At 70.8% G+C, this 24,210-nt stretch carries 20 protein-coding genes; 15 read left to right on the top strand and 5 right to left on the bottom strand.

Features of this window, described 5'->3' with window-relative positions; genetic code table 11:
- Positions 1-6 precede the first annotated feature (6 nt).
- The gene (locus ACIQNU_RS34275; RefSeq protein ID WP_401373818.1) at positions 7-909 is read right to left on the bottom strand and encodes a GNAT family N-acetyltransferase; all 903 of its coding nucleotides are present in this window, start codon (positions 907-909) and stop codon (positions 7-9) included.
- 9 nt (positions 910-918) lie between these two features.
- Entirely contained in the window at positions 919-1,515 is a 597-nt protein-coding gene (locus ACIQNU_RS34270) for an inositol oxygenase family protein (protein WP_401373816.1), read from the bottom strand.
- Between the two features lie 339 nt (positions 1,516-1,854).
- On the opposite strand from ACIQNU_RS34270, the gene ACIQNU_RS34265 reads away from it, so the two are divergent.
- Together ACIQNU_RS34265 and ACIQNU_RS34260 are read left to right on the top strand one after the other, a co-directional pair.
- Positions 1,855-2,034: a hypothetical protein gene (locus tag ACIQNU_RS34265; RefSeq protein ID WP_401373815.1), complete on the top strand. Its 180-nt coding sequence runs from the start codon at positions 1,855-1,857 to the stop codon at positions 2,032-2,034.
- Between the two features lie 242 nt (positions 2,035-2,276).
- A complete protein-coding gene (locus tag ACIQNU_RS34260; protein WP_401373813.1) occupies positions 2,277-4,655 on the top strand; it encodes an alpha-L-fucosidase in 2,379 nt (792 codons plus the stop codon).
- A 53-nt stretch (positions 4,656-4,708) separates the two neighbouring features.
- Here the strand turns inward: ACIQNU_RS34260 and ACIQNU_RS34255 are convergent, their stop codons facing one another.
- On the bottom strand, positions 4,709-5,725 hold the full coding sequence (locus tag ACIQNU_RS34255; protein ID WP_401373811.1) for a LacI family DNA-binding transcriptional regulator: 1,017 nt from the start codon (positions 5,723-5,725) through the stop codon (positions 4,709-4,711).
- Positions 5,726-5,996: 271 nt separating this feature from the next.
- Between ACIQNU_RS34255 and ACIQNU_RS34250 the strand changes: the two genes are divergently transcribed.
- From ACIQNU_RS34250 to ACIQNU_RS34230, 5 genes are all read left to right on the top strand, one after another.
- Positions 5,997-7,286 (top strand): ABC transporter substrate-binding protein, encoded by a 1,290-nt coding sequence (locus ACIQNU_RS34250; RefSeq protein WP_401373810.1) that lies wholly within the window; start codon positions 5,997-5,999, stop codon positions 7,284-7,286.
- 11 nt (positions 7,287-7,297) lie between these two features.
- Positions 7,298-8,200 (top strand): carbohydrate ABC transporter permease, encoded by a 903-nt coding sequence (locus tag ACIQNU_RS34245; protein WP_401373808.1) that lies wholly within the window; start codon positions 7,298-7,300, stop codon positions 8,198-8,200.
- Positions 8,197-9,105: a carbohydrate ABC transporter permease gene (locus tag ACIQNU_RS34240; RefSeq protein ID WP_401373806.1), complete on the top strand. Its 909-nt coding sequence runs from the start codon at positions 8,197-8,199 to the stop codon at positions 9,103-9,105. The genes ACIQNU_RS34245 and ACIQNU_RS34240 overlap by 4 nt, the downstream gene beginning before the upstream one ends.
- An 85-nt stretch (positions 9,106-9,190) precedes the next feature.
- Positions 9,191-10,468, top strand: coding sequence for a glycosyl hydrolase (locus tag ACIQNU_RS34235; protein WP_401373804.1), 1,278 nt, complete (start codon positions 9,191-9,193; stop codon positions 10,466-10,468).
- Positions 10,469-10,567: 99 nt separating this feature from the next.
- Positions 10,568-13,594 carry an alpha-mannosidase gene (locus ACIQNU_RS34230; protein WP_401373803.1) on the top strand — a complete coding sequence of 1,009 codons (3,027 nt, stop codon included), beginning with the start codon at positions 10,568-10,570 and terminating at the stop codon, positions 13,592-13,594.
- Positions 13,595-13,675: 81 nt separating this feature from the next.
- On the opposite strand, the gene ACIQNU_RS34225 is transcribed toward ACIQNU_RS34230, so the two are convergent.
- Positions 13,676-14,389 carry a FadR/GntR family transcriptional regulator gene (locus tag ACIQNU_RS34225; RefSeq protein WP_401373802.1) on the bottom strand — a complete coding sequence of 238 codons (714 nt, stop codon included), beginning with the start codon at positions 14,387-14,389 and terminating at the stop codon, positions 13,676-13,678.
- A gap of 287 nt (positions 14,390-14,676) precedes the next feature.
- Here ACIQNU_RS34225 and ACIQNU_RS34220 point away from each other — a divergent pair, with 287 nt between their 5' ends.
- Genes ACIQNU_RS34220 through ACIQNU_RS34185 form a run of 8 tightly spaced genes read left to right on the top strand, consistent with a single transcriptional unit; the run spans position 14,677 to position 22,734 of the window.
- On the top strand, positions 14,677-15,762 hold the full coding sequence (locus tag ACIQNU_RS34220) for a sugar ABC transporter substrate-binding protein (protein WP_401373801.1): 1,086 nt from the start codon (positions 14,677-14,679) through the stop codon (positions 15,760-15,762).
- Complete coding sequence (locus ACIQNU_RS34215) at positions 15,759-17,306, top strand: sugar ABC transporter ATP-binding protein (RefSeq protein WP_401373799.1); 1,548 nt, start codon at positions 15,759-15,761, stop codon at positions 17,304-17,306. The genes ACIQNU_RS34220 and ACIQNU_RS34215 overlap by 4 nt, the downstream gene beginning before the upstream one ends.
- On the top strand, positions 17,299-18,339 hold the full coding sequence (locus tag ACIQNU_RS34210) for an ABC transporter permease (protein ID WP_401373797.1): 1,041 nt from the start codon (positions 17,299-17,301) through the stop codon (positions 18,337-18,339). The genes ACIQNU_RS34215 and ACIQNU_RS34210 overlap by 8 nt, the downstream gene beginning before the upstream one ends.
- A 43-nt stretch (positions 18,340-18,382) precedes the next feature.
- Entirely contained in the window at positions 18,383-19,741 is a 1,359-nt protein-coding gene (locus tag ACIQNU_RS34205) for an L-fuconate dehydratase (RefSeq protein WP_401373795.1), read from the top strand.
- Positions 19,738-20,526: an SDR family NAD(P)-dependent oxidoreductase gene (locus tag ACIQNU_RS34200; protein ID WP_401373793.1), complete on the top strand. Its 789-nt coding sequence runs from the start codon at positions 19,738-19,740 to the stop codon at positions 20,524-20,526. Before ACIQNU_RS34205 ends, ACIQNU_RS34200 begins: the two co-directional genes overlap by 4 nt.
- Positions 20,523-21,551 (top strand): aldo/keto reductase, encoded by a 1,029-nt coding sequence (locus ACIQNU_RS34195; RefSeq protein WP_401373792.1) that lies wholly within the window; start codon positions 20,523-20,525, stop codon positions 21,549-21,551. The genes ACIQNU_RS34200 and ACIQNU_RS34195 overlap by 4 nt, the downstream gene beginning before the upstream one ends.
- Entirely contained in the window at positions 21,548-21,859 is a 312-nt protein-coding gene (locus ACIQNU_RS34190; RefSeq protein WP_401373790.1) for an L-rhamnose mutarotase, read from the top strand. Before ACIQNU_RS34195 ends, ACIQNU_RS34190 begins: the two co-directional genes overlap by 4 nt.
- Positions 21,859-22,734, top strand: a complete 876-nt coding sequence (locus ACIQNU_RS34185; protein ID WP_401373788.1) for an amidohydrolase family protein — start codon at positions 21,859-21,861, stop codon at positions 22,732-22,734. The genes ACIQNU_RS34190 and ACIQNU_RS34185 overlap by 1 nt, the downstream gene beginning before the upstream one ends.
- Here ACIQNU_RS34185 and ACIQNU_RS34180 read toward each other — a convergent pair.
- On the bottom strand, positions 22,707-24,149 hold the full coding sequence (locus tag ACIQNU_RS34180; protein ID WP_401373787.1) for a lipase maturation factor family protein: 1,443 nt from the start codon (positions 24,147-24,149) through the stop codon (positions 22,707-22,709). The genes ACIQNU_RS34185 and ACIQNU_RS34180 overlap by 28 nt on opposite strands.
- Positions 24,150-24,210: the final 61 nt, after the last annotated feature.

Raw genomic sequence — 24,210 nt, 5'->3', positions numbered from 1 at the left:
GCATCTTCAGAGGGACGGCGGCGGTGTGCCGAGGCGCTTCTCGAACCAGTGGTGGGCGTACGGCTCGTCGTTGAACGCGGCCACCTCCTGGAAGCCGTAGGAGTGGTAGAGGCCGATCGCCGCGTCGAGCGCCTTGTTGGTGTCCAGGCGCAGCAGGTCGCAGCCGTGCCGGGTGGCGCGCGCCTCCAGTTCGGAGAGGAACCGGCGGCCGAGGCCGAGGCCCCGGGTGCCCGGTGCGACCCACATCCGTTTGATCTCGGCGGGGGCGCCGGGCGGCAGCTTCAGACCGGCGCAGCCGACGGGTTCGCCGTGCAGCCGGGCGACCAGGAACAGGCCGTGCGGCGGCCGGAGTTCCCCCGGATCGGGCAGCCGGCTGCGCGCCGGGTCGAAGCCGGTGTCGAAGCGCTCCCGCAGCTCGGCGGCGTAGGACTCCAGGCAGCGCCGTACGTCGGGGTGGTCCGGGTCGACCACGTCCAGCGTGACCGTTCCCGCGGTCAGCAGCCGGTCGACCTCGGCCATGGCGGCGACGAGGCGGGCGCGCTGACGGGGGTTCAGCGGTGCCAGGAGGGAGCCGGCGAGGGCGTCGCTGTCGCGGTCGAGGAGCGCGCGCTCGGTACGGCCGGTGGGGGTGAGCCGGACCGTGCGGACCCGCCGGTCGCCGGGGTGCGGCTCCACGGTGACGAGACCGTCGCGCTCCAGGGAGCGCAACAGCCTGCTGAGGTAACCGGAGTCGAGCCCGAGCCGCTCGCGCAGCCGCCGTACGTCCCGGCCCTCCTCGTCGATCTCCCAGAGCAGCCGCGCCTCGCCGACGGGCCGGTCACGGCCGAGGTAGTGGTCGTGGAGCACACCCACGCGTTCGGTGACGGTGCGGTTGAACCGCCGCACCTGCTCGATCTGCGCCCTGTCCATTCCCTGACTTTAGTCAGAGAATTCCGAGCGTGCCAGTGGCCGGGTGCGCCGGGACCGCCTGGCGTGGCCGGCCGCCACGGCGACCAGTTCCAGGACCGGGCGCCAGTCCTCCAGTATTCCGGCGTCGAACCCCACGACCTTGCCCGCGTCGTCCGCCTGCCGCAGGGTCACCGCGTCCGCCGCGTCCGGGTCGGCCTCGAACGCCCTCACCTCTTCGGCGCTCATCGCCCCGCCCTGCACCATCAGCGTCAGCACGCTCTGCCGGGACAGCGGGTGCCCCGGCTCGGTCGTCGCCAGATACCGCTTCGCCGGGACGTGCAGCACCACCAGGCGGGCCACCCGCTCGCCGAGCAGGGGCCGTACCGCGTCGGCCGCGTGGTCGGCGTGGCGGGCGTCGTCACCCGGACGGAGTAGGTGGCCGATATCGTGCACCAGGCCCGCGACCTGGAGTTCCTTGTCACTCGGGTGACCTCGGCGGAGCAGCGCCGCCGTCTGGAGCGCGTGGTCGTGCAGATCGACCGGATCCCCGCTGTGGTCCGGTGTGTCCCACGCGCCACGGCAGGCGTGCAGCAGATCCATCAGCTCGTCGACGCTGCGCAGCTCCATGCGTCACTCCTCCCTCATGACTGGAAGACCGGCACAAGGCAGCAGATCATGGCCGAATGAACACCAGGCGACCTGGAACGGTCGCACTTCTTGCGGCGCTATCGAGCGGCTGCCCGCTCATTTGGTTAGGCTGTAGCGGACGGACAACACCAAGGGGTCCCACCCACACCCACGGTCCGTCCCGGGACGAGCCGCTCACCACGGCCCGCCTCCGCAGTGAGTCATTGGCGCCACCGCGTCCGCAGTGCCCTCAACCCCAGCCCGACCGGGCGTTCGGCGCCTGGTGACAAGGCAGGGCCGATACGACCCGAGGGTTACCCGACACATAAGGAGTGCGCGGTGACACCAGAGAAGACAGACAGCGAGCAGCGTCCCGAGGAACGTACCGACAAGGCCGCCCGCAAGACGGAGAAGAAGAAGCTGGGCAGCCTCGAAGTGTGGTCCCGTTCGGCGCCGATCCGGCTGGCCGGCTACGAGGACGACCTCGCCGAGCCCCACATCCTGCCGAGCGTCGACTGACCCACCGGTTCCCCGGTTCCCAGGACGTCTGCCGACCGGCAGAGGCGTGACACCTCACGCCTCTGCCGGTTTTTCGTGTGCCGTTCGCCGGTCGCGGGAACGGTCGTCGGATCAATTCTCCAACTTGAGCTTGTGCACGCCCCATTGACAGGTATTCGCGTCGCACCAATCATCAAACCTCCGATGACTGCTCAGCGCACCCGCACCCAAGCCCCGTACACGTGCACAAAGGAGTGCCGCTCATGAGTACGTACCCCAGACGACGTCAGGTCCTCGGCGCGGCGGCCGGTGTGGCCGCCGCCGCGGCCGTACCGCTCGCCGCCGCCGGCCCCGCCTCCGCCACCCCGGCCACGCACCCCGACACCGGCACCGGCGCGGACGAGGAGCGCGGCGACCCGTGGGGCACCGCGCCCGACCCGGTGCCCGTACCGCTGGACGCCCTGTTCGACAACGACGGCATCGACACCGCCGGAGCGCGCGGCGGCAACTTCGACGGCTCCGGCTACACCTTCCCCGGCGAGGAACTCCCTGCGGGCCGCGTCGAGGTGGACGGCATCCCGTTCACCTTCCCCTCGTCCGCCGCGGGCGCCAAGAACAATGTCGTCGCGCTGGGCCAGCGCCTCGATCTGCCCAGGGGCCGCTATCTTTCGGCCGTATTCCTGACGGCGGGCAGCTACGGCGAGGCGTCCGGGCACGCCACCGTGCACTACGCCGACGGCACCACGTCGGGTGCGGGACTCGGCGGCTCCGACTGGTACTCGGGGTCCGGCGCGCTGTCGGCGCCGTACCGCTACAAGCCGGACGGGACGAAGGACGAGCACCGGGTCGGCATAGGTGTCAGCGAGATCTGGCTCGACCCGGGGCGCGAGGCCGTCGCCCTCACCCTGCCCACCACCAACCCGGCGCAGGAGAACAAGGCGTCCCTGCACATCTTCGCGCTGTCCCTGCAACCCGCCGCCGTGGGACGGGCGTTGTTCCTGCGGGACGCGCACTCGACCAACTCACTCCTGGAGTCGTCGGGGGCGCAGAGCGTCGAGGCGACCGTCGTCAACGCGGGCTCCGTCGCCGTGCTCGCCGCCGACCGGCTGACCGTGAGCGTGGACGTGCCGGGCGCCCGGACCGTGGAACCCGCCCGTGTCACCCGGCTGCTGCCCGGCGAACAGGCCCGCGTACGCGTCGGCATCCGCAACCGGGGCGGGGTGCGCCCCGGCACCGTGCAGGGCGGCCGGGTCCTCGCGACCGGGCGCGGCGCCACGGCGGCGGCCAGCAGCCGCGACCTCACCCTGGGCGTCGCGGACTATCTGCCCACCGACGCCTCGCTCGCGGGCCATCAGGCGCCGTACTGGTTCCACGCCGCGAAGTTCGGCATCTTCATCCACTGGGGCCTGTACTCGGTGCCCGCCTGGTCACCGGTCGGAAAGCAGTACGCCGAGTGGTACTGGAACCACCTCCAGAGCCCGGACAACGAGGTGTACGCGTACCACGAGCAGAAGTACGGGCGGGACTTCGCGTACGACGACTTCATCCCGATGTTCCGCGCCGAGCGGTTCGACCCGCGCGCGTGGGTGGAGCTGTTCCGGGACGCGGGCGCGCAGTACCACGTGCTGACGTCGAAGCACCATGAGGGCTTCGCGCTGTGGGACACCAAGGTCTCCGACCGCAACTCCGTGAAGATGGGACCCAAGCGGGACCTGATCAAGGAACTCTTCGACGCGTCGAAGCGGTACACGCCCGAACTGCACCGAGGTCTGTACTTCTCGATGCCCGAGTGGTTCAACCCGGACAACCCGTGGATGGGTCACGCGCCCCGCAACCCCTACACCCAGGCACCGGTCCCGTACACCGGCCACACCGCCGGCAAGGACTATGTGAAGGACTACCAGGCCCCGCAGATGCGGGAGTTGATCCACGGCTACGACCCGCAGGTCATCTGGTGCGACATCGGCGGCGCGAACGACAGCTACCACGTCATCGCCGACTACTTCAACAACGGCAAGAACCGCCCCAAGCCGTACGAGGTCGCCGTCAACAACCGCTCCGGGATCCCGTTCCACGACTTCACGACGCCCGAGTACACGACGTACGAGAACACGGTCGTCGCGAAGTGGGAGTCGAGCCGGGGTCTCGACCCGTTCAGCTACGGCTACAACCAGGCGACCCCCGACGACCGTTACATGACCACCGAGGAGGTCGTGCACAGCCTCGTCGACATCGTCAGCAAGAACGGCAACTTCCTGCTCGACATCGGCCCGCGCGCGGACGGCACGATCCCCGAGATCATGCAGACCCGGCTCCGCGAGACGGGGGAGTGGCTGAAGGTCAACGGCGAGGCGATCTACGACACCACCTACTGGTCGCGGATGGCGCAGCTCGGTCAGGATCTGCGGTTCACCGTCCGGCAGAACCGCGCCTTCTACATCCACTCCCTGTCCGCGCCCGGCGCCAAGCTCACCGTCGAGGCACCCGTACCGATCCGCTCCGGCGACAAGGTCACGCTGCTCGGCCACCGGCGCCCGCTGACCTGGACGGTCAGGGGCGGTGCGCTCGTCATCGACGTACCGGAGGCCGCCCGCAGGTCGGGGAAGCACGTGTGGGTGTTCAAGGTGGAATGGCAGCAGTAGCACGCGTGAAGGTGCTATGACAGACCGTCAAATCATCGGCCCGGTACGCGCGTTCAGGCGGGTGCCGGGCCCGTGCTCTCCCGTTCGATGAGGGTGGGCACCGGGACCTGGACGGTTCTCGCCGGGCCGCCGTCCAGGAGGGTCAGGAGTTCCCGGGCCGCCGTGCGTCCGAAGGACACCGTGTCGCGGGAGAGCGCCGACAGCCACGGTTCGACCATGCGGCACAGCGCCGAGTCCTCCCACGCCACGATCGACACGTCGCCGGGCACAGAGAAGCCGAGCCCGGTGGCGGCGGCGACTCCGGCGACGGCCATCACATCGTTGTCGTAGACGAGCGCCGTCGGCGGCCGGCCGGCGCCGAGTACCCCACGGGTGACCGCCGCGCCCTCCGCGTCCGAGTAGTCCGTCGGCACCGAGCGGACCTCGGTGAGCCCGCGCCGCTCGGCCTCCGCGCGCAGCGTCCGCATCCGGCGCTCGGTGTGTGCGAGGCCCGGCAGGCCCGCGATGTGCACGATCCGCCGGTGCCCAAGACCGTACAGCCGGTCCACCACGGCGGCCATCGCGCCCGCGTCGTCCGCCCACACCGTGGACAGGCCCGGGTGGTCCGGGCCCCGGGTGGACGGCACGCCGCCGATCACCACGGCGGGCAGGCCGAGTTCGTCGAGGAGCGCGGGACGGGGGTCGTCGGTGCGCGGGTCGACCACGAGGACGCCGTCCACCCGGTGCTCGGCCCACCACCGCCGGTACGCCGCGCACTCCGCGTCCACGTCCTCCACCACCTGGAAGAGCAGCCCGAGGTGACGCTCCGCCAGGACTTCCTGGACGCCGGAGATGAGCTGGAGGAAGAACGAGTCCACGCCGAGCGTGCCGGCGGGCCGGGCCACCACCAGGCCGACGGTCGCCGAGCCCTCCCCGGACAGGGCGCGCGCCGCGGTGCTGGGCCGCCAGCCCAACTGCTCCGCGACCCGGCGCACCCGGTCGCGGGTGATCTCGGAGACCCCGGGCCGGTCGTTGAGCGCGAAGGAGACCGCGCTCTCCGACACGCCGGCGCGCCGCGCGATGTCCTTCATCGTCGGCCGGCGTGCGGGAGACCTCTTGCCTTGCACTCGTCGTGCCCCCTTTGGCTGTCCTCGGATTGACCACCCTCGGACTAATGCGCTTGAGCACTCACACCCTAAAGCGCATTAGTCCCGTACCGCAAGAGGCGATTTCGACGTTCTGACCTGGGATGTTGTCGAGCGCTAGCATTTATTTGCTGCGAATCCATTGACTTTTCATCGGGCCACGCTGCAAGGTCGGCCACGGCACGATTCGCCGCCGCAGCAAAGGAGCCCCATCACCGTGCGCATCTCACGCAGGGCAGTCGCCGCTGCCGCCGCTCTCGCCGTCCTCCTGCCGCTGAGCGCCTGTGGCTCCGGGGACGGAAGCGGTGGTTCGACGGACGCGTCAGGGAAGGTCGAGGGTGACATCACCTTCCAGACCTGGAACCTCCGCGCCAACTTCAAGCCGTACTTCGAGGGCCTGATCGCCGACTTCGAGAAGGAGTACCCGGGCACCAAGGTCAAGTGGGTCGACCAGCCCGGCGAGGGCTACGCCGACAAGATCAGCGCGGACGCCGCCGGCGGGACCCTGCCCGACGTCGTCAATGTCTCGCCGGACCTCGTCGCCCCGCTCGCCAAGGCCGGACTCGCCCTCGACCTCGACAAGTCGGCCGCGAAGTACCGCGACGAATATCTGCCGGGCGCCTGGGCCGGGCACCAGATACCGGGCATGGAGGGCACGTACGCCTTCCCCTGGTACCTCAACACCGGGCCCCTCTTCTACAACAAGCGCCTGTTCGAGCAGGCAGGACTCGACGCGTCGAAGCCACCGAAGACGTACGACGAACTCTTCGCGGACGGGCTCCAGTTGGCGGAGAAGTCCAAGGGGAAGGTCGCCACGCTCGCCAACGTCCCGACCATCGAGGACTTCGGCCGCTACGGCGTCCCCCTGATGAACAAGGAAGGCACCGGCTTCAGCTTCAACGACGCGAAGGGCGTCGAACTGCTCACCCACTACAAGGAGTTGTACGACGCCAAGGCGCTCGACCCGCAGGCGCTCACCGCGACCCCCGAGTCCTCGGGCAAGAAGTTCCTCACCGAGGCCGTCGCCATGAACCCGGGCAGCGCGCTCGACCTCGACAACTTCAAGAAGCAGGCACCGAGCCTCTACAAGAACATCGGGATCACCGACCAGATCACCAGCACCGGCAAGGCCAACATGTATGTGATGGGTGTGATGGTCAACGCGCAGACCAAGCGGACGCCCGCCGCCGTCGCGTTCGCGCACTGGGTCACCGACGCACGGCACCAGATGGAGTTCGCCAAGAAGGTCGCGATCTTCCCGAGCACCAAGGGGTCCCTGGACGACCCGTACTTCACCCAGCAGGACGGCACGGACGAGACCCGGGTCAGGGTCGCCGCCGCCGAGTCCCTGAAGACCGCCGAGAACTACACGCCCGTCCTGTTCAGCGAGCAGATGAAGGTCGAGCTGCGCAACGCCGTCGCGCGGGCCCTCCAGGGCAAGGAGAGCCCCAAGGAAGCGCTCGACAACGCTGTCAAGGCGTGTGACCGGCTGCTTCAGCAGAGCTGAGAGCCGCCGCCATGAAGAGCCCCGCCCCTTCCTCCGCCGCGCGCGTACGGCGCCAACTGCCCACCAGCCCCTGGCTGTTCGCGGCGCCGGGCATGCTGATCGTCGGCGTGTTCATCCTGTACCCGTTCGTCTCCACCGTGGTGAACTCCTTCACCGACCGCAGGACCCTGGTCCCCGGTGAGTGGGTCGGCCTGGCCAACTTCCGTGAACTGCTGCACGACGACATGTTCTGGATCGGCCTGCGCAACAGCGCGCTGTACGTCGTCGGGGTCGTCCCGGCCCTCGTCCTGCTGCCGCTGCTGCTCGCCCTCCTGGTGCAGAAGAACATCCCCGGCATCACGTTCTTCCGGTCCGCCTTCTACACCCCCGTCGTCGCCTCGATCGTCGTGGTCGGGCTGATCTGGGTGTGGCTGCTCGACGAACGCGGCCTGGTGAACTCCCTCCTGGAGACCGTCGGCGTGGGCCGGGTCGGCTTCCTCAGCGACCAGTGGCTGCTCCTGCTGAGCGCCATGGCCGTCACCGTGTGGAAGGGGCTCGGCTACTACATGATCATTTACCTGGCGGCGCTAGCCAATGTGCCGCGTGAACTCCACGAGGCGGCGTCGGTGGACGGCGCGGGGGCGATCCGCCGCTTCGTCACCGTCACCGTCCCCGCCGTCCGCTCCACGATGGTCCTGGTGGGGGCGCTGTCCTCGGTCGCCGCGTTCAAGGTGTTCTCCGAGGTGTATCTGATGGCCGGACCCGCCGGCGGGCCGGCGGGCGAGGACACGACCCTGGTGATGCTCGTGCAGCGCACCGGCACCGGCCTGACCGGACGGGTCGGCTACGCGTCGGCGATCTCCGTCGTCGTCTTCGTCGTCACCGTCGTGCTGATGCTGCTCGTGCTGCGCGCCGACCGCAAGGAGGACGCGTGACCACGACGACGCCCGAAGACCACGCGACCCCGAAGGCCCGGCGCCGCCGGGTTTCCCGGATCGCCGACGAGAACGGCCGGCGGGTCCCCGGCTGGGAACTCGCCCTGCGTTACGCCGTGTTGCTCGCCGTCCTGGCGCTGACCGTCGGACCCTTCCTCTGGCAGCTCTCCACCTCGCTGAAAGGCCCGCACGAGGACATCTTCAGCTCCCCGCCGAAGTTCCTGCCCGGCTCGCCGACCCTGCACAACTACGAGCGGGTCGCCGAGACGATCCCCGTCTGGGACTACGCCCTCAACTCGCTGAAGGTCGCCACCGCCAACGTCGTCACCAACTGCGTCGGCGCCTCGCTCGCCGGCTACGCGCTCGCCCGGCTCCGCTACCGGGGCCGCCGCGCCGCCACGCTCGTCTTCGTCCTGGCGATGCTGGTGCCCACCGAGAGCATCATCATCGCCCAGTTCACGACCATGCGTGACCTCGGTCTGAACAACACCCTCGTCGGTGTCGTCCTGCCCGCCTGCGTCGCCTCCATGAACGTGCTGCTGATGCGCAACGCCTTCCTCAATCTGCCGTACGAGATCGAGGAGGCCGCGTTCATGGACGGCGCCAACGCCTGGCAGAGGTTCCTGCGGATCGCGCTGCCGTCCGTGAAGGGCACTCTCGCCGTCGTCGCGATCTTCGCGTTCATGGGCGCCTGGGACGACTTCCTGTGGCCGCTGATCGTGCTGAGCGACCCGGAGAACTTCACCCTGACCATCGGACTCAACTATCTGCACGGCACCTTCGCCAACGACGAACGGCTCGTCGCCGCCGGCACCATCATCGCCGTGGCCCCGCTGATCGCCCTCTTCGCCTGCCTTCAGCGGTACTTCTTCCGCGGGGTCGGCGAGGGCGCCGTCAAGGGATGACGCCGCGCGCACGACCCGTGACCCCCGTACCCCCGTACCGCTCGATCCGCTGTATCCCCCGCACCTCCCGAACCACAGGATCCGCATGCCTTCTGTCGTGCGCTTCGGCGCCAACTACACCCCCAGCCAGGGGTGGTTCCACCACTGGCTCGACTTCGACATCGACGCGGTGCGCGCCGACCTCGACTCGATCGCCGGTCTCGGACTCGACCATGTCCGGGTCTTCCCGATCTGGCCGTACTTCCAGCCCAACCGGACCCTCATCCGGCCGCGCGCCGTCGAGCAGTTGGTGCAGCTCGCCGACGCCGCCGCCGAACGCGGCCTGGACGTCAACGTCGACGGTCTGCAAGGCCATCTGTCGAGCTTCGACTTCCTGCCCGCCTGGACCCGGACCTGGCACCGGCGCAACCTCTTCACCGACCCCGACGTGGTCGAAGGGCAGGCGGCGTATCTGCGGACCCTCGCGTCGGCGCTCGCCGACCGGCCCAACTTCATCGGGATGACCCTCGGTAACGAGGTCAACCAGTTCGCCTCGGGGCCGCACCCCGACCCCGACCGCATCACGCCCGCGCAGGCCGGGAGTTGGCTGACCCGGCTGCTGGAGGCCTGCGAGGAGGGCGCGCCCGGCAAGCTGCATCTGCACGCCGAGTACGACGCCGCCTGGTACCAGGACGACCAGCCGTTCACGCCCGCGCAGGCCGCCCGGCTCGGCGCCGTCACGGCCGTGCACTCCTGGGTGTTCAACGGCACGGCCCAGCGGTACGGGCGTACCGGCACGGCGACCGAGCACCATGCCGCGTACCTCGTGGAACTCGCCAAGGCGTGGGCGCTCGAACCGCACCGGCCCGTCTGGTTGCAGGAAGTGGGCGCACCGGCGCCGGTGATCCCCGCCGAGCATGCCGCCGAGTTCACCGAGGCGACCGTCACCAACGCCCTGGACTGCCCGGACCTCTGGGGCGTCACCTGGTGGTGCTCCCACGACGTGTCCCGCTCGCTCGCCGACTTCCCCGCACTCGAATACGGCCTCGGCCTGCTCACCGATGACCGGCGGCGCAAGCCGGCGGGCGACGCCGTCGCACGGATCGCGGACGCCTGGCGCGGCCGGGAGCACACGCCCGCGCCCCGGACCCTCGCCCTGGTGGTCGACGCGGGCGAGGAGCCCGGGGCGGACGGCGGCGATCCCGTTCCGGTACGCCGGTCGGTGTGCGCGCCCGGCGGCGCCGTCTTCGAGGCGTTCGCCCGGCTCACCGCCGACGGCGCCCGTCCCACCACGGTTCTGAAGAGCCACAGCGAGGACCGTGCGCATCTCGCGTCCCGCGGCATCACGGAGGTGGTCGGACCCGACCAGGTGATGATCGACTAGACCGGCCGCACCCCCGGCACCGCCTACCCCGGCACCGACCGCCCCGGTACCCACCTGCCCCCGGTAACCACCCGCACCCGACTCCCACGGAGCACCCTCATGCATGACGACCGCACCCTGGTAGAAGCCCGTCTCAAGCGCGTACTCGACGAGCGCATCCGCCCCGCCGTGTACCCCGAGTCCGTACCCCTGGACGTCGCGGTCTGGGACGCACCCGGCGAACCGGTCCCGGTCGCCGAGGGGCTTGCCGCCGAGCCGTCACCGATCGCGGTCGGCGACCGGTGGGGTGCTCCGTGGGGCACCTGCTGGTTCCGGGTGACCGGGACCGTGCCCGCCGCCTGGGCCGGGCGGACCGTCGAGGCGCTGCTCGACCTCGGGTTCGACGAGAACATGCCCGGCTTCCAGTGCGAGGGCCTGGTGTACAGGCCCGACGGCAGCCCGGTGAAGGGCCTCAACCCGCGCAACCAGTGGGTGCGGATCGGTGCGCCGGTCGCAGGCGGCGAAGAGGTACGGCTGCACATCGAGGCCGCGTCCAACCCGGTCATCCTCGACTACCACCCCTTCCTGCCGACCCAGCTCGGCGACAAGGAGACCGCGGGCAGCGAACCGCAGTACAAGCTGGAGCGGATGGACCTCGCCGTCTTCGACGAGACGGTGTGGCAGCTCGTCGTCGATCTGGAGGTGCTCGGCGAGCTGATGGCGGAACTCCCCGTCGAATCGGCGCGCCGCTGGGACATCCTGCGCGCCGTCGACAAGGCGCTCGACGCGGTCGACCTCCAGGACGTGGGCGGCACGGCCGCCGCAGCCCGCGCCCGCCTCGAAGCCGTACTCGCCGAGCCCGCGGCGCCCTCCGCGCACCGGATCAGCGCCGTCGGGCACGCGCACATCGACTCGGCGTGGCTGTGGCCGCTGCGCGAGACCGTCCGCAAGGTGGCGCGGACCACGTCGAACATGACCGCGCTCCTGGAGGACGAGCCGGACTTCGTGTTCGCCATGTCGCAGGCCCAGCAGTGGGCGTGGGTCAAGGAGCACCGGCCCGAGGTGTGGGCGAAGGTGAAGAAGGCCGTCGCGGACGGACGGTTCGTGCCCGCGGGCGGGATGTGGGTCGAGTCGGACACGAACATGCCGGGCTCCGAGGCGATGGCCCGTCAGTTCGTGCACGGCAAAAGGTTCTTCATCGACGAGTTCGGCGTCGACAACCAGGAGGCGTGGCTGCCGGACACCTTCGGGTTCGCCGCGGGTCTGCCCCAGATCATCAAGGCGGCCGGCGCCAAGTGGCTGCTCACGCAGAAGATCTCCTGGTCGCAGACGAACAAGTTCCCCCACCACACCTTCCGCTGGGAGGGCATCGACGGCACCCGGATCTTCACGCACTTCCCGCCCGTCGACACCTACAACTGCTCCATGAAGGGCAGCGAGATCGCGCACGCGGCCCGCAACTTCAAGGACAAGGGCGTCGCCCGGCACTCGCTCGCGCCGACCGGCTGGGGCGACGGCGGTGGCGGCACCAGCCGCGAGATGGTCGCCAAGGCCGCCCGGATGCGGAATCTGGAGGGCGCGGCGACCGTCGCCTGGGAGACGCCCGAGGCGTTCTTCCGCAAGGCCGAGGCCGAGTACCCCGAGCCGCCGGTCTGGGTCGGCGAACTGTACCTGGAGCTGCACCGCGCCACGCTCACCAGCCAGGCGAAGACCAAGCAGGGCAACCGCCGCAGCGAACACCTCCTGCGCGAGGCCGAACTCTGGGCGGCCACCGCCACCGTACGGGCCGGACTCCCGTATCCCTACGAGGAGTTGGACCGGATCTGGAAGACGGTGCTGCTGCACCAGTTCCACGACATCCTGCCCGGCTCGTCCATCGCCTGGGTGCACCGCGAGGCCGAGAAGACGTACGCGGCCGTCGCCGACGAGCTGAACGCGATCATCTCCCGGGCGCAGGAAGCGCTCGCCCCGGAAGGCGGCCTCGTCTTCAACTCGGCGCCGCACGCCTGGGACGGGATCCCGGCCGGTGGCGCGGGGGAGCCCGCCGCGACCGGAGGCACGTCGCTCGCGCCGCGCGCCGAAGGCGGCTTCGTCCTCGACAACGGACTGCTCCGGGTCACCGTCGACGCGAACGGCCTCGTCGTCTCCGCGTACGACATCGCCGCCGACCGCGAGACCGTGGCTCCGGGCCGGGCCGCCAACCTGCTCCAGATCCACCCCGACTTCCCGAACATGTGGGACGCGTGGGACGTGGACGAGTTCTACCGGAACACCGTGACGGATCTGGTCGACGCCGACGAAGTCACCGAGGGGGAAGGCGCGTCCGTCCGTGTCGTGCGGAGCTTCGGGGCGTCCAAGGTCACCCAGACCCTCTCCCTGGAGCCCGGCGCGCGGCGGCTCGACATCGTGACCGAGGTCGACTGGCACGAGACGGAGAAGTTCCTCAAGCTCGCGTTCCCGCTGGACCTGCACGCCGAGCGGTACGCGTCCGAGACCCAGTTCGGGCACTTCTACCGGCCCACGCACACCAACACCAGTTGGGAGGCCGCCAAGTTCGAGGCGTGCAACCACCGCTTCGTCCACTTCGCGGAGCCCGACTGGGGTGTCGCCCTCGTCAACGACTCCACGTACGGGCACGACGTCACGCGGACCGTCCGCGCCGAGGACTCCGGGACGACCACCACTGTGCGCGCCTCGCTGCTGCGGGCGCCGCGCTTCCCCGACCCGGAGACCGACCAGGGCGTCCACCGTTTCCGGCACGCGCTGGTGGCGGGTGCCTCGATCGGGGACGCGGTGCGTGAGGGCTACCGGATCAATCTGCCGCGGCGGACCGGGGCAGGGCGGGGCGGCGCCGAGGTCGCCCCGCTGGTGGGCGTGGACGACGACGCCGTCGTGGTCACCGCCGTCAAACTGGCCGACGACGGCAGCGGCGATGTCGTCGTCCGCTTCCACGAGTCCCGGGGCGGCCGGGCCCGCGCGACCCTCACCACCGGGTTCCCGCTGACCGGCGCCACCGTCACGGACCTGCTGGAACGCCCGCTCGCCGACGCCGCCGTACCGGCACGCGACGGGAACGCGATCGCCGTGGCGCTGCGCCCGTTCGAGCTGGTCACCCTGCGGCTGACCCGGGCCTCCACGGCCCGTTGACCCGCGCGCTCACGGCCCCCGAACCCGTACGGACGGTACGGGCGGGGGCCGTGAGCCCCTTATGTGCGAGGCCCGTCAGGGCTACGGATCGGGCTGTGCGTCGAGCTGAGATCTGAGCCAGTCCTCGACCTCGCCGACATGCGCCGCCGCAGCCGCCCGCGCGGCCTCCGGGTCGCGCGCCACCAGCGCCCGGTGGATACGGGCGTGCTCGCGGCGCGTCCTTTCGAAGGCGCCCTCCTCCTGGTAGCCGCGCCAGACGCGGGCCCGGAAGGTGCGCGACGACAGGCCCTCCAGGATCGCCGCCATCGTGTCGTTGCCCGCCGATGCGGCGATCACGCGATGGAACGCGAGGTCGTGCGACAGGATCTCCTCCGGGTCGTCGGTGGCGTTCATCGCCTCCAGATGCTTCTCGACCTCGGCCAGTTCGTCCGCCGATATCCGGGCCGCCGCCAGCGCGGTCGCCGTGGACTCCAGGACCCGCCGTACCTCCAGAAGCTCGACCAGACGCGGCCCGCGTGACAGATCCGCGACCACCCCGAAGGTCTCCAGGAGGTCACCGGCCTCCAGTTGGGTGACGTAGATCCCGGAGCCGTGCCGCGCCTCAAGGACGCCGAGGACGGTCAGCGCCCGGATCGCCTCCCGCATCGAACTGCGGGAGATGCCGAGCTGCGTCGCGAGGTCCCGCTCGGTGGGCAGCCGCGCCCCGGGTTCGAGCCGGCCCTCGGCGATCATGCCCTTGACCTCCTCGATGGCCCGCTGCGTCACGGTGCCCTTCTGCGGGGCGGTCTCGTCCACGCCGTTCCTTCCGTAGGCCGTCCCGGTGGGCCGGGCGAGCGTCCCGGCGGGCCGGGTCCGCCGCAGTCTAACCAGTGAGGTGGTCGGACCACTATGGCTGGAACGGCGAAGAAATCGGCGCCCATGGGTGTTGCGACGGCCAAGTGGTCTGATAAATATTCGTCCCGGCCGTGGTGTGGGACACCCGGCCGCGCTCCGATCCCCACGCTCGAACACAGCTCTCGAACACAGGTCTCGATACCAGCTCTCGACCACAGCTTTCGAACCCCTCGATGAGGAGCCGTCAGATGGCCGGCAGGACAGTGCGGAACAGCGGGAGAATCACGCCACGGGCGATCCGCGCGACGGCGGTGGCCGCCTGCGCGGCCCTCGCGCTCACCGCGTGCGGCAGCACGAAGGACGCAGCGGGCTCCGGGAACGGCGCCGGTGACGGCAAGGGCAACGGCAAGGTCGGGGTCATCCTGCCCCTGCTCACCTCGCCGTTCTGGCAGTCCTACAACGACTACGTGCCCAAGATGGCCGAGTCCGAGAAGGTGAACGCGCTCAAGACGGTCAACTCCAACAGCGACCCGTCGCAGCAGATCACCGACATCAACAACCAGCTCAACCAGGGCGTCCAGGGCCTGGTCGTGGCGCCTCTCGACAGCGCCGCGATCTCCGCCGGGCTCGACCAGGCCGAGCGCAAGGGCGTTCCCGTCGTCGCCGTGGACGTCGCCCCCGAGAAGGGCAAGGTCGCGATGGTCGTGCGCGCCAACAACGTCGCGTACGGCGAGAAGGCGTGCGAGTTCCTGGGGGACCAGGTCAAGACGGGCAAGGTCGTCCAGATCATGGGCGATCTGGCGTCCGTCAACGGCCGGGACCGCTCCGAGGCGTTCCGCACCTGTGTGAAGGACAAGTACCCCGGCCTCAAGGTCCTGGAGATCCCGGCCAAGTGGGAGTCCGACACGGCGGCCTCCAAGCTGGACACCCTCCTCAACGCCAACCCCGACATCAAGGGCATCTACATGCAGGCGGGCGGCGTCTACCTCGCGCCCACCCTCCAGACCCTCAAGTCCAAGGGCATGCTGAAGAAGGCCGGCGAGAAGGGCCACATCAGCATCGTCTCGAACGACGGCATCCCGCAGGAGTTCGACGCCATCCGCAAGGGCGAGATCGACGCCACCGTCTCGCAGCCTGCCGACTCCTATGCCAAGTACGGCATGTACTACATCAAGGCCGCGATGCAGGGAAAGACGTTCAAGCCGGGCCCGACGGACCACGACTCGACGATCGTCAAGCTGCCCAACGGGCTCCTTGAGGACCAGCTCCCCGCGCCCCTGGTCACCAAGGACAACGTCGACGATCCCCAGCTCTGGGGCAACACCGTCAAATGAGCCGGCCCACGAACGTGAACCCGCTGGTCGAGGCGGCCGGCATCGTCAAGCGGTACGGACCCACCGTCGCCCTCCAGGACGGCCGCCTCACCGTCCTGCCGGGGGAGTCCCACGCCCTCGTCGGCCGCAACGGCGCCGGAAAGTCCACGCTGGTCACCGTGCTCACCGGGCTCCAGGCCCCGGACGCGGGCACGGTCCGCTTCGACGGCGAACCGGCGCCGCCGCTCGCCGACCGGGACGCCTGGCGCCGCAAGGTCGCCTGCGTCTACCAGAAGCCCACCGTCGTCCCCGAACTCACCGTCGCCGAGAACCTGTTCATCAACCGGCAGCCCACCGGGCGCGGCGGCCTCATCAGCTGGCGCCGCCTGCACAAGGAGGCCGCCGAAGTCCTCCAGACCTGGGACGTCCACGTCGACCCGGAGGCACGTACCGCCGACCTCAAGGTCGAGGACCGCCAAATGGTCGAGATCGCACGGGCGTTGAGCTTCGGCGCCCGGTTCATCGTCCTGGACGAGCCGACCGCGCAGCTCGACAACAAGGAGATCGACCGGCTGTTCACCCGGATGCGGGCGCTCCAGGAGTCCGGTGTCACCTTCCTGTTCATCTCGCACCACCTCCAAGAGGTGTACGAGGTGTGCCAGACCGTCACCGTGCTGCGCGACGCCCGCTGGATCACCACGGCCCCCGTCGCCGAACTCCCGCGCGGCGCGCTCGTGGAGGCCATGGCGGGCGAGGCCGTCACCGAACAGGCCACCGCACGCACCGCCGTCCCCGCCGACGCGCCCGTCATGCTCTCCGTCGAAGGGCTCGCCGGTGACGCGTACGCCCCCGTGGACCTGACCGTGCGCGGCGGCGAGGTCGTCGGGCTCGCCGGCACCAGCGGCAGCGGCAAGATCGAGTTCGCGGAGACCATCGCCGGACTGCGTACCCCGGTGTCCGGCACCGCCCGGATCGCCGGGGAACCGCTGCCCTTCGGGGACGTCCAGGCCGCGTTGCGCGCCGGGGTCGGCTGTGTGCCGCGCGACCGGCACGAGCAGGGGCTCGTCCCCGGCATGACCATCGGCGACAACACCACCATGAGCGTCCTGGGCCGCCTCGGCCGCTACGGCTTCATCGGCACCGACCGCAAACGGGGCTTCGCCCGCGAGCTGATCCAGCGCCTCGACATCCACGCCGAGGGCCCCGACCAGCCCGTGTCCGACCTGTCCGGCGGCAACGCGCAGAAGGTCGTCATGGCCCGCGCCCTGGCGTCGGACCCCCGGCTGCTCGTCCTCATCAACCCCACCGCCGGCGTCGACGTGAAGTCGAAGGAGTCCCTGCTGCGCCGCATGGACAGCGCCCGCGACGACGGCACCGCCGTCCTCGTCGTCTCCGACGAACTCGACGACCTGCGGCGCTGCGACCGCGTCCTCGTCCTCTACCACGGCGAGGTCGTCGCCGAGCACGCGGCGGGCTGGCACGACCACGAACTCATCGCGTCGATCGAGGGCGTCGACAGCGCCGAAGCGACCCAGGGAACCGAAGGAGTTGACCTCCATGGCTGATACGAAGGCCCCGTCGGCCTCCACACCCGCACCACTCGCCGCAGCGTCCGGAGGGCGGCCCGCCGCCAGGTCCGTACTGCTGCGCCGGGCCCGCGAACTCGCCCTGGTACCCGCGCTGTTGCTGCTGATGGTCCTCGGCGCCGTCGTCAACGACTCGTTCCTCACCGAGCGGAACCTGATCTCCATCCTCGGCGCGTCCGCCGCGCTCGCCATGGTCGTGCTCGCCGAGTCCCTGGTGCTCATCACCGGCAAGTTCGATCTGTCCCTCGAATCCGTCGTCGGTATCGCGCCCGCCATCGGTGCCCTGCTCGTGCTGCCCGCCGTGCAGGCCGGGTTCGGCACCGAGATGCCGGTCGCGGTCGCCATGGTCGCGATCCTCGCCGTCGGCGCGGCGATCGGCGCCTTCAACGGCATCCTCGTGGTCAAGTTCAAGCTGAACGCGTTCATCGTGACCCTGGCCATGCTGATCATCCTGCGCGGTGTCCTCGTCGGCGCCACCAAGGGCAAGACCCTCTTCGACATGCCCGAGCCCTTCTACACCCTCGCCACCTCCACCTTCCTCACGGTCCCGCTCTCCGTGTGGGTGGCCGCGGCGGCCTTCGGCATCGCGGGGCTCGTCCTCAAATACCACCGCTGGGGACGCGCCCTGTACGCGATCGGCGGCAACGCGGACGCCGCACGCGCGGCGGGGATCCGGGTCGAGCGCGTCATGCTCGGCGTGTTCGTCGTGGCCGGCACGCTCGCCGCCGTCGGTGGCCTCATGCAGACCGGATACGTCGGCGCCATCAACGCCAACCAGGGCCAGAACATGATCTTCACCGTGTTCGCGGCGGCCGTCATCGGCGGCATCAGCCTCGACGGCGGCAAGGGCACCATGTTCGGCGCCCTGACCGGTGTGCTGCTGCTCGGTGTCGTACAGAACCTGCTCACCCTGGCCCAGGTGCCGTCCTTCTGGATCCAGGCCATCTACGGCGGCATCATCCTCGTCGCCCTGATGATCGCCCGCGTCACCACCGGCCGCGCGCAGGACTGACACCCCCCGCTCCCGGCCCCCGCTCCTCCAGGAAAGGCCCCTCGTGACCCCATCCGCCACCCCCGCCGCCTCCGAAGCCCGGGTCATCGCGGTCGACACCTACGACATCCGGTTCCCGACCTCGCGGGAGCTGGACGGGTCCGACGCGATGAACCCGGACCCCGACTACTCCGCCGCCTATGTCGTGCTCCGCACCGACGCGGGCGACGGCCAGGAGGGGCACGGCTTCACCTTCACCATCGGGCGGGGCAACGATGTCCAGGTCGCCGCGATCGACGCCCTGCGCGGCCATGTCCTGGGCCGCCCGGTGGACGAGCTGTGCGCCGACCCCGGCTCGCTGGGCCGTGACCTGATCGGGGACAGCCAACTGCGCTGGCTCGGACCCGAGAAGGGCGTGATGCACATGGCGATCGGCGCCGTCGTGAACGCCGTGTGGGACCTCGCCGCCAAACGCGCCGGCAAGCCCCTGTGGCAGCTACTCGCCGACGCCGAACCGGCCTGGCTGGTCCGGCAGATCGACTTCCGCTACATCACCGACGCGCTCACCCCCGAAGAGGCCCTTGACCTGCTCACCCGGGGCAAGGAGGGCGCCGCCGCACGCGCCGAAGCGCTTCTGCGGCGCGGCTACCCCGCGTACACCACCTCACCGGGCTGGCTCGGCTACAGCGACGAGAAGCTGACCCGGCTCGCCGCGCAGGCGGTCGCCGACGGCTTCACGCAGATCAAGCTGAAGGTCGGCGCGGACCTCGACGACGACGTACGGCGCTGCCGGGTCGCCCGGTCCGTCATCGGGCCCGATGTGCGGATGGCGATCGACGCCAACCAGCGGTGGAACGTGGACGAGGCGATCCGCTGGACCAAGGCGCTCGCCGAGTTCACGCCCTACTGGGTCGAGGAGCCCACCAGCCCCGACGACATCCTCGCCCACGCCGCCATCCGGCGGGCCGTGGCGCCCGTCAAGGTCGCCACCGGAGAACACGTGCAGAACCGCATCGTGTTCAAGCAGCTCCTCCAGGCGGGCGCCATCGACGTCCTCCAGATCGACGCGGCCCGCGTCGGCGGCGTCAACGAGAACCTGGCGATCCTGCTGCTCGCCGCGAAGTACCGCGTCCCGGTCTGCCCGCACGCGGGCGGTGTCGGCCTGTGCGAACTCGTCCAGCACCTGTCGATGTTCGACTACGTGGCACTCACCGGTACCACCGACGACCGCGTCATCGAGTACGTGGACCATCTGCACCAGCACTTCCTCGACCCGGTCGTGATCCGTGACGGTCACTACGCGGCACCGACCGCGCCCGGATTCTCGGCCACCATGCGGCCGGAGTCCATCGCGGAGTTCACTTTCCCCGGCGGCACCTTCTGGACCGCCGACCTCGCCCAGCGGAAGGGAGCGGCGGCATGAGCCGGCCCCGAGACCTGCACGATGCGCAGCCCCAGGACTTCACGGGTCTGTCGGCCCTCGTCACCGGCGGCGCCTCCGGCATCGGCCGCGCCACCGCCGATCTGCTCGCGGCGCGCGGCGCCCGGGTCGCCGTACTCGATCTGAATCCGGAGCAGGTCGACAAACCGCTCACCGCATTCCGCGCCGACGTCTCAGACGACGCGTCCGTCCGCGCCGCCGTCACCGAGGCGGTCGCCGCACTCGGCGGCCTGGACATCCTCGTGAACAATGCGGGCATCGGCGCCCAGGGCACCGTCGAGGACAACGACGACGACCAGTGGCACCGCGTCCTCGACGTGAACGTCCTCGGCATCGTCCGCACCACCCGCGCCGCACTCCCCGCGCTGCGCGCATCGGACCGCGCCGCGATCGTCAACACCTGCTCCATCGCCGCGACCGCCGGACTGCCGCAGCGCGCCCTCTACTCCGCGTCCAAGGGCGCCGTCCTCTCCCTCACCCTCGCCATGGCCGCCGACCACGTACGCGAGGGCATCCGCGTGAACTGCGTCAATCCAGGCACCGTCGACACCCCGTGGGTCGGCCGGCTCCTCGACGCGGCGGACGACCCGGACGCCGAACGCGCCGCCCTCGCCGCCCGCCAGCCCACGGGGAGGCTCGTCTCGGCCGGTGAAGTCGCGGGCGCCATCGCCTACTTGGCGAGCCCGCTGTCCGGCGCGACCACCGGCACCGCGCTCGCCGTCGACGGCGGGATGCAGGGGCTGCGGCTGCGGCCCGTGGGCCAGTGACCGGCGTGCGGACCCGGACCCTGGGCCGCAGCGGCGTCGAGGTGACGGACCTGTCGTTCGGCGCCGCCGGTATCGGCAACCTGTACACGGCCGTGGACGACGCCCAGGCCGGGGCGGCGCTCCGGGCGGCCTGGGACGAGGGCGTCCGGTACTTCGACACCGCCCCGCACTACGGCATCGGCCTGTCCGAACGGCGCGTCGGCGCGGCCCTGCGCGACCGGCCCCGGGACCGGTACACCCTCTCCACGAAGGTCGGCCGCCTCCTCGAACCCGTAGAAGGAGGTGCGGCGTACGGGGACGACCTGGCCCACGGATTCGCCGTCCCCGCGACCCACCGCCGCGTGTGGGACTTCAGCGCCGACGGCGTCCGCCGCTCCCTGGAGGACAGCCTCACCCGGCTCGGCGTGGACCGCGTGGACGTCGTCTATCTGCACGACCCCGACGACCACGCCGAGCAGGCGTTCCGCGAGGGCTATCCGGCGCTGGAGAGACTGCGCGCCGAAGGGGTCGTCGGCGCGATCGGCGCCGGGATGAACCAGACCGCGATGCTGACCCGGTTCGTGGTCGACACCGATGTGGACGTGGTCCTCTGCGCGGGCCGCTACACCCTCCTCGACCAGCGCGCCCTGTCCGACCTGCTGCCCCGGGCCGCCGAACGCGGCACCTCCGTCGTCGTCGGCGGCGTGTTCAACTCGGGCCTCCTGGCCGACCCGCGCCCCGGGGCCACGTACGACTACGCCGCCGCGCCCGGCGACATCCTGGACCGCGCCTACCGGCTGCGGGACATCGCCGCCCGGCACGGCACCACCCTGCGCGCCGCCGCGCTCGCCTTCCCGAGGGCGCATCCCGCCGTCGCCAGCGTGCTGGTGGGCACCCGATCGGCCGCCGAAGTCCGGGACACGGCCGAGCAGTTCCGGGCCGGGGTGCCCGCCGGGTTCTGGGACGAACTGCGCGCGTCCGGACTGCTGCCCGAGGACGCCCCTGTACCCGTAACCGGACCCGTCCCCCCGGAGGAAGAGTCGTGAGAGTCGCCCTGCACACCAAGGTCCGCGCCGACCGCGTCGAGCGGTACGAGGCCGCCCACCGCGAGGTCCCCGCCGAACTCACCGCCGCGATCCGGGCCGCCGGGGCCACCTCCTGGACCATCTGGCGCAGCGGCACCGACCTCTTCCACGTCCTGGAGTGCGAGGACTACGCCCGGCTGCTCGCCGAACTGGAGCCGCTGCCCGTCAATGTCGCCTGGCAGGCCCGGATGACGGAACTCCTCGACGTCGCCCACGACTACTCGGCGGACGGCGCCGATGCGGGCCTGCCCGTCGTCTGGGAGCTGTGATGGCCACCCGGACGAGCCCACGGGTCATCGACGCCCACCACCATGTGTGGGACCTGTCCGTGCGGGACCAGGAGTGGATCACCGGCCCGGACATGGCGCCGATCCGGCGGTCCTTCTCGCTCGCCGACCTGGCACCCGAGGCACGGGCGGCCGGGGTCGACGCCACGGTTCTCGTCCAGACGGTCACGGTCGCCGACGAGACCCCGGAGTTCCTGGCGCTCGCGGCGGACAGCGACCTGGTCGCCGGAGTCGTCGGCTGGACCGATCTGACCCGGCCCGACATCGCCGACACGCTCGCCGCGCTGCTGGAACTGCCGGGCGGGGAGCGCCTGGTGGGCATCCGGCACCAGGTCCAGGGCGAGCCCGACCCCGAGTGGCTGCTGCGCGCCGACGTCCACCGGGGACTGACCGCCGTCGCCGAGGCGGGCCTCGTCTACGACCTGCTGGTCCTGCCCCACCAACTTCCCGCGGCCGTCCGCGCAGCCGCGTCCCTGCCCGGCCTCACCTTCGTCCTCGACCACGCCGGGAAACCGCCCGTCGCCGCCGGTGACCTCACCCCCTGGGCCGACCACGTCCGTGCCCTCGCGGCCCTGCCGCACACGGTCTGCAAACTCTCGGGGCTGGTCACCGAGGCCGACTGGCACACCTGGACCACCGACCGGCTGCGCCCGTACGCCGACACCGTCCTCGACGCCTTCGGCCCCGGCCGGGTGATGTTCGGCTCCGACTGGCCGGTGTGCACCCTGGCCGCCTCGTACGGCCAAGTCGCCGACGCGGCAGGGGAGTTGACCGAGGAGCTGGGCGCCGACGAACGCGCGCTGGTCTTCGGCGGGACCGCCGCCCGCGTCTACGGCCTCGGAGACGGCCCTCGGTGAGCCGTGGACTCCAGCCGGGTCGGCGGCAGGAAGTCCCGTACGTACGTCCGCTCCCAGCAGGCGCCGGTCGCCCGCAGCTCCCGCCACGTCGTGAACCGGTAGCGGAACAGCCGGGCGCGGACGTACACGGGCGGCGCGTCCGGCGGGAAGGGCGAGCGGTGCAGCAGCCGCAGTGTGTCCTGGTCGTTCTCCAGAAGCCGCTCCACCAGGGGCCCGAACCAGGACCGGGCATAGGCGGGCGAGAGCGCCGCGAACCACATCATCCAGTCGAGCCGCAGATGGTAGGGCGCGAACTGCCGGGGCCACCGCCGTACGTCACCGGGCTTGCCCTTGAACTCGTACGGGCGCCAGTCCCCGTCCTCACGTGCCACCGGGTCCGCCGTGCCCTCGACGACGATCTCCTGCCGGATCCGGCTGATGCTGCCGAACGCGCCGTAGGCGTTGACGAGGTGCAGCGGGTCGAAGGAGTAGTTCATCAACTGGCGGCGCGCCACCAGATTGCGCGCCGGACGGTAACTGAGCGTCACGACGAGCGCGGTCACCGCGAGGACGACGATCTCGTACCAGAGCGGTGCTTCCGGCAGTGAGTGGGCGCCGGTGAGCGGGGAGAAGTCGATGGCGGACAGGGCCAGCGCGATCGTCGTCCAGTTCAGCCAGGAGAAGTTCCCCGACAGGACCAGCCACAACTGGGTGAGGACCATCAGGGCCGCCGCGCCGGACGCGATCGGCTGCGGAGTGAACAGCAGCAGGGGTACGACCAGTTGCGTGACGTGGTTCGCCGCCACCTCCGCCCGGTGCAGCGGCTTCGGCAGCCGGTGGAAGAACCAGCTCAGCGGCCCCGGCATCGGCTGGGTCTCGTGGTGGTAGTACAGACAGGTCAGCTTCCGCCAGCAGGTGTCGCCGCGCATCTTGATCAGGCCCGCGCCGAACTCGACACGGAACAGCACCCACCGCAGCAGGAAGAGGACCAGGACCGGCGGCGCCACCTCGTCATTGCCGAGGAACACCGCCAGGAAGCCCGTCTCCAGGAGCAGGGACTCCCAGCCGAAGCCGTACCAGGTCTGCCCGACGTTCACGATCGACAGGTACAGCACCCACGGCACCGCCCACAGCAGCATCGCGCCCCACAGCGGCAGCAGCCCGTCCACGCCCGCGAGCAGCGCCGCCGCCACCGCGCAGCCCGCCCAGGCCCAGAGCGCGAAGAACCGGTCCGAGTAGTGCAGTTGGAACACGCTCGGCGCCCGCCGGGCCGGGGTACGGGCCACATACCGGGGCACCGGCAGCATCCCGCGCTCCCCGATCAGCGCCCGGAACTGGAGCGCGGCCCCCAGGAACGCGGTGAGGTACACCGCCGCGAGCGTCCGCTGGAACAGCAGCCGGGCGAGCCAGTAGTCGGGTGCCGTGAACCACTCCACACCCCCATTGTGATCCACTCCCGCCGGGTGCCACCTGCCCGCGACCGCCCGTGGGTCCACT

This window comes from Streptomyces sp. NPDC091292, assembly GCF_044757265.1.
GTDB lineage: Bacteria > Actinomycetota > Actinomycetes > Streptomycetales > Streptomycetaceae > Streptomyces.
Note: the sequence above shows the minus strand (reverse complement) of the source record. Positions and strands in the feature narration are given on the sequence as shown.